The following is a 5,584-nucleotide window of genomic DNA, read 5'->3' as shown; positions in this document are numbered from 1 at the left end:
CGGCCACGGCAAGGCGGTCATCGCGGGCTACATCGTGGCGGGCGAGCGGGCGCTGCGGCGCGGCTGCGCGCTGAGCTTCGCGGCGGCCTTCCTGCAAGCCCTCGTGGCGATCGCGATCGTCGGCGTCGGCAGCCTGATCCTCGGCGCCACCGCCGCCGCGATGTCGCGGGCCGGCACCCTGATCGAGACGGCGAGCTTCGCGATGGTCGCGCTCGTCGGGCTCGCGCTCACCTGGCGCAAGGCCGGACGTCTCGCCGGGCAGCTCGGGGGCGTCGGTCCGGCCGCGTGCGGGCCGGGCTGTGCGCACGACATCGCGCCGCCGCGGGGCGGCGAGTCCTGGCGGGCGCTGGCCGGCGTCGTGCTGGCGGCGGGCTCGCGCCCCTGCGCGGGCGCGGTGCTGCTCCTCGTCTTCGCCCTGTCCCAGGGCATGCTCGGCGCGGGCGTGCTGGCGGTGCTCGCCATGGCGCTCGGCACCGCGCTCACCACGAGCGCGCTCGCGAGCCTCGCGGTCTTCGCCAAGGGCGCGGCGCTGCGTCTGGCCGGAGGCCGGGGGCAGGCCGGCACGGTCGCGGTCGGCCTCCTCGAACTCCTGGCCGCCGCCTTCGTGCTGGTGCTCGGCCTCGCGATGCTCACGGGCCTCGCCCTCGGCGCGGGCGGCGCCTGAGCCGCACTCGCCAAACCCGTCCCGGCATGGCACGCTCCGCGCCTGTCCCGCAGCGGCGGGCCGCAATGCCGGGGCGAGCATGGCCGGATTCGATCTGCGCGGCTTCGATCACATCCTAAACTGGCGCCTGCTCGCGGGTTCCCACCCTTTCCCGGGTCCGGACGGCGGCACCTGCATCAACGAGGCGGCGATCGTCGCCGCGGGCCTGCCCTACCGGGCGATCCGCTCCAGCGCCGACTGCCCGCCCTGCTTCTCCCCGCCGCTTGCCGCCTACGCGCTCGGCCTCAACGACGCGATGCCCGATTCCGAGCGCCCGCGCCTGATGGCCTTCGTGCTGCGGCTCTCGGGCTCGGCCGACCGTCCGGAGGTGGAGGCGGCGCGGACTGCGTATCTCGCCGAGGCGAGCATTCGGCTGATCCTCGCACCGCTCTGCGCGCTCGCCGGCCTCGACGCCGTCGCGGCGCGATGCGTCGCGGCCTCCGATCTCGGCTCGGCGCTCGACGCCGCGCGGGCGGCCGAATGGGCCGGGGGCCTGCGGGCGCAGGGCGCGGCGGAAGCGCGGCGCTGGGTCGAGGGCGCGCGCGCCGCGGCGGTGGCCCGGACCGCCATGGCGGCCGTGCGATCGGGGGCCGACCCGCGCTGCGCCGCGGAGGTGGCGGAGGGGGCCGCGCCTTTCGTCGCCTCAACCTGGGCCGAGGCCTGCACCATCCTCGACGGGGCGCTCGCCATCGGCCGACGGGCGCCGGACATCGACGTCGCGCTCGCCGGGCAGCGGATGGAGGCCGCGCGGGGGTTGGTGGGGGTGTGAGGCACGCGGCTACGGCGAACCCGCACGCCCCGCGGCCTCTACCGATTCGTCGTTGCCGCGGCGGCCGGCGGAACGCGCCGGGCGACAGACCCTACCGCGCCCCGCGCTTCAGGTCGCCGTCGATCAGGAGCGCGCTCTTGCCGTCGAGGCGGGTGCGGTAGACCTGCAGGTTCTCCATCACCCGCTGCACGTAGTTGCGCGTCTCGGTGAAGGGGATGCGCTCCACCCAGTCGACCACGTCGACCTCGCTCTTCCGCGGGTCGCCGTAGGCGTCGACCCACTTCTTCACGTTGCCGCCGCCCGCGTTGTAGGCCGCGAAGGCCAGCACGTAGGAGCCGCGCCAATCCTCCATCAGCTCGCCGAGATGGGCCTGGCCGAGGCGCGCGTTGTAGGCCGGGTCGCTCGTCAGGCGATCCTGATCGTAGGCCGCCGCCACGCGGCGCGCCGTGCGCTGGGCGGTGGCCGGCATCATCTGCATCAGGCCGCGCGCGCCCACGCCCGACTGGGCGCGCGGGTCGAACTGGCTCTCCTGCCGGGCGATGGCGAAGACCATGGCGCGCTCCACCTGCGGCACCGCCGTGTAGGTCTCGTAGGTGGGGATGCCGATCACCGGGTAGGCGTGGGCGTCGAGCGGCAGGCCGCGCTGCACCGCGAGCTTGCCGATGGCGACGAGGGCGCGGGCGTCCTTCATCTCCACCGCGAGGTCGCCGAGCGCCTGCAGCTCGGCCGGATCCGTCAGGCGCTGGGCCGTGTCGATGTAGAGCGGCAGCGCCAGCTCCTTCAGCGAGGCGGCACCGAGCAGCCGCAGCGCCCGCACGCAGAGCCGGTCGTCGAAGGCGGCGCGGGCGGTGCCGTCGAGGTCGGCAGGTGCGCGCAGCGCCAAGCGGGTCTGGCCGAGCTTCGCCCGGGCCAGTTGCCCGTAATAGGCGATCGGCTGCTGGGCGGCCCGCGCGTAGAAGTCCCTGGCGGGCTCCGGCTGGCCAAGCGCGTCCGCGGCCCGGCCCTGCCAGTAGGCGGCGCGCGCGAGCGAGATCGGCGTCTCGGCGGCGCGGGCGGCCTCCGCGAAGTGCGTCGCGGCCGAGGCCGGGTCGCCCGCGAAGCGCAGCGCGATCCAGCCCGCGTGGAACTCGGCCTCGATGCGCTTCTCGGGGGTCCGCGCCGCGTGGCCGCCCGCCACCGCGTAGGCGGTCCGCGCGTCGCCGAGATCGAGGAGCTTGCGGGCGACGATGCGGCGCTCGACCCACCACTCGTCGCCGTCCACCAGCACGTCGGGGTTGGCGGGCGCGGTGGCGAGCACCGCGGCGGCCTCGGCCGCCTTGTCGGCGCGGCGGAACCACTGGGCCCGCGACAGGATGTAGGAGGCGTCGTTGCGGAGCGAGGGGGGCACGGCGGCGAGCGCCGCGGCGGCGCCCGAGCTCTTGTCCTCGACCGCCCGGCGCGCCCGCACGAGGCTGGCGTAGCTGCCGCCCGCGTAGGCGGCGGCGCGGCCCGCGCTGTCCCAGTCCTCCTTCAGCAACGCCCGCTCCATGCGGTAGCGGTGGTCGATCCGGGTGAGCACGCCCGGGAAGGCGTCCATCACCTTCGCCTCCAGGCTCTTGCCGAAGGTCTCGGAGCGCCAGAGGTCGCGCACGAGGTCGGCGGCGTCCGCCTCAAGCCCGTCCGCCCGGAAGGCGAGCGCCAGGGCGAACTTGCCGGGGGCGCTCGCCGGCCGCGCCGCGCCGAAGAAGGCCCGAACGGTCGCCGGGCTCTTGCGCTCGGAGAGCAGTGCCTCCTCGGCCCGGCGGCGCAGCAGCGGTCCCGCCGGCCAGTCCGGGTTCTGCCGCGTGAAGGCGACGGTGCGCTCGAACCCGATCCCCGCGCCCGCGCGGATCGCCATCCACTCGAGCAGCGCCCGCGCGGCCGGATCCTCGAATTGGTCCCGCAGGCGGTCGCCGTCCGCGACCTTGCCCTTGCGGTAGAGCTCGATCGCCTGCCTGAGCAGGGTGACGTCGACGCCGCCCGCCTTCGCGGCGGCCGCGGGGTCCGGCACCTCGGGCAGGGGGGCAGCCGGCGACACGCCCGCATCGGGCAGCGGGAAGACGACCGGCGCGTCCGGATCGGCCGAGGCGTAGGCCGCGGTGCCTGCCGGCAGCCGCTGGGCGGGCTTGGCGCTCTCGTCCTCTGCGCTCCTCGGCTCGATCTTCAGCGCGTCCGCGGCGGCCGGGTCGAGGGGTTTTGCATCCGTCAGCAGGCCGGAGGGTGCCGCCGCGTCGCTCGCGGGCGGCGTCGGCTGCGAGGCGGCCGGCGTGTCGGTGCCGCGCAGGTCGGGCGGCGCCCCGAGCGTCACGCCGCCCGTGAGGGCGAGGCCGAGGAGCGCGGCGGTCGTGCGCGCGATGGACACCGGGGACGCCAGGGGGCGGCTCATGGATCGGATCACTCCCCTCCACTCAAGCTTGCGGGAGTCGTCATGCCACAGGTTCCGGCCAAGCTCGTTAACACGTGCTTAACCGTGGCCCGGAGGCTGTTTGCGCGGCGATTGCGGAAGCCCTATGTCTGCCCGCCGGCGCCGCTGCCGCGGCGCCGCACGGGAGGGACGGCAGGGCCGTCCGGGACACGAGACGATGACCGAGACAGCGCGCCGCCTCCGGGGCTCGATGACCGCCCTGGTCACCCCCTTCCGCGAGGGTGCCTTCGACGAGGCCGCCTTCCGAAAGTTCGTGGCCTGGCAGATCGAGCAGGGCACGCACGCGCTGGTGCCGACCGGCACCACCGGCGAGAGCCCGACCCTGACGCATGCCGAGCACGACCGGGTGGTCGAGGCCTGCATCGACGAGGCGCGCGGCCGCGTGCCGGTGATCGCGGGTGCGGGCTCGAACTCGACGTCCGAGGCGGTCGCGCGCGCCCGGCACGCGGAGCGGGCCGGCGCCGACGCGGTGCTCGTCGTCACGCCCTATTACAACAAGCCGACCCAAGACGGCCTCTACGCCCACTTCAAGGCGGTGAACGACGCGGTCGGCATCCCGATCATCATCTACAACATCCCGCCGCGCTCGGTGGTGGACATGAGCGTCGAGACCATGGCGCGCCTCTCCGAGCTCAAGAACATCGCCGGCGTGAAGGACGCCACGGCCAAGATCGACCGCGTCAGCGCCCAGCGCCAGGCGATGGGCGAGAGCTTCATCCAGCTTTCGGGCGAAGATGCGACGGCGCTCGGCTACAATGCGCAGGGCGGCCACGGCTGCATCTCGGTGGTGGCCAACGTCGCGCCGCGCCTCTGCGCCGACCTGCAGGAGGCCTCGCTGTCGGGCGACTACGCCCGCGCGCTGCACCTGCAGGACCGGCTGTTCCCGCTCCAGACCGGCCTGTTCGCCGAGTCGAACCCGTCGCCCGTGAAGTACGCGCTGGCGCGCCTCGGCCTGATGGGCGAGGATGTGCGGCTGCCCCTCGTCCCGGTCTCGGATGGGACGCGCCGGATCGTCGACGCGGCGCTCCGTCACGCCGGTCTGATCGAGGGCTGAGACAAGGACGCCGATGGCCCCGAAGCCCGAACCGAACCGGCGCGTGGTCGCGGACAACCGCGCCGCGCGCTACCATTACGCGATCGAGGACACGCTCGAGGCCGGTATCTCGTTGACCGGCACCGAGGTGAAGTCGCTGCGCAACGGCAAGGCGACGATCGGCGAGGCCTATGCGGGCCCGTCGGGCAGCGACCTGATGCTGTTCAACGCCTACATCCCCGAATATCTCGAGGCGAACCGCTTCAACCACGACACCAAGCGCCCGCGCCGCCTGCTGCTCCACCGCCGCCAGATCGACAAGCTCATCGGCGCCACGCAGCGCCAGGGCTACACGGTGGTCCCGTTGAAGATCTACTTCAACGAGAGCGGTCGGGCGAAGGTCGAGCTGGGGCTCGGCAAGGGCAAGCAGGCCCACGACAAGCGCGAGGCCGTCAAGGAGCGCGACTGGCAGCGCGACAAGGCGCGGCTGATGCGCGACAAGGGCTGACCGGCCCGGACGCGCGCGCCTCCGCGAGCGGCAGGGCGATCGCATGATGGCAGCGTGCACTCCGCTGCAGCGTGAGGCGCGGGTCCCCTCTCCTGTAGGGAGAGGTCTGCTTTCGCAGAAAGCCGGGT

4 protein-coding genes and 1 pseudogene are annotated in these 5,584 nt (G+C 74.3%); 4 read left to right on the top strand and 1 reads right to left on the bottom strand.

The window, feature by feature from the left end; translation table 11 throughout:
• Positions 1-664, top strand: a pseudogene (locus AX737_RS07180) (nickel transporter); the annotation flags it as partial.
• A 79-nt stretch (positions 665-743) separates the two neighbouring features.
• Complete coding sequence (locus AX737_RS07175; protein WP_066920162.1) at positions 744-1,472, top strand: hypothetical protein; 729 nt, start codon at positions 744-746, stop codon at positions 1,470-1,472.
• Positions 1,473-1,563: 91 nt separating this feature from the next.
• On the opposite strand, the gene AX737_RS07170 is transcribed toward AX737_RS07175, so the two are convergent.
• Entirely contained in the window at positions 1,564-3,876 is a 2,313-nt protein-coding gene (locus tag AX737_RS07170) for a lytic transglycosylase domain-containing protein (RefSeq protein ID WP_066920161.1), read from the bottom strand.
• A 196-nt stretch (positions 3,877-4,072) separates the two neighbouring features.
• Here AX737_RS07170 and dapA point away from each other — a divergent pair, with 196 nt between their 5' ends.
• Both dapA and smpB read left to right on the top strand, forming a co-directional pair.
• Positions 4,073-4,969 carry a 4-hydroxy-tetrahydrodipicolinate synthase gene (gene dapA, locus AX737_RS07165; protein WP_066920159.1) on the top strand — a complete coding sequence of 299 codons (897 nt, stop codon included), beginning with the start codon at positions 4,073-4,075 and terminating at the stop codon, positions 4,967-4,969.
• A gap of 13 nt (positions 4,970-4,982) precedes the next feature.
• Positions 4,983-5,456, top strand: a complete 474-nt coding sequence (gene smpB / locus AX737_RS07160; RefSeq protein WP_066920157.1) for an SsrA-binding protein SmpB — start codon at positions 4,983-4,985, stop codon at positions 5,454-5,456.
• Positions 5,457-5,584 lie beyond the last annotated feature (128 nt).

Origin of the sequence: Methylobacterium sp. CCH5-D2, from assembly GCF_001556475.1 — a bacterium.
Classification (GTDB): domain Bacteria; phylum Pseudomonadota; class Alphaproteobacteria; order Rhizobiales; family Beijerinckiaceae; genus Methylobacterium; species Methylobacterium hispanicum.
This window is presented reverse-complemented; position numbering and strand designations above follow the sequence as displayed.

Bases quoted from the DNA above. Each gene is read 5' to 3' on its own strand.
- AX737_RS07175 (WP_066920162.1), top strand. From the start codon at position 744: ATGGCCGGATTCGATCTGCGCGGCTTCGATCACATCCTAAACTGGCGC.
- AX737_RS07170 (WP_066920161.1), bottom strand. From the start codon at position 3,876: ATGAGCCGCCCCCTGGCGTCCCCGGTGTCCATCGCGCGCACGACCGCC.
- dapA (WP_066920159.1), top strand. From the start codon at position 4,073: ATGACCGAGACAGCGCGCCGCCTCCGGGGCTCGATGACCGCCCTGGTC.
- smpB (WP_066920157.1), top strand. From the start codon at position 4,983: ATGGCCCCGAAGCCCGAACCGAACCGGCGCGTGGTCGCGGACAACCGC.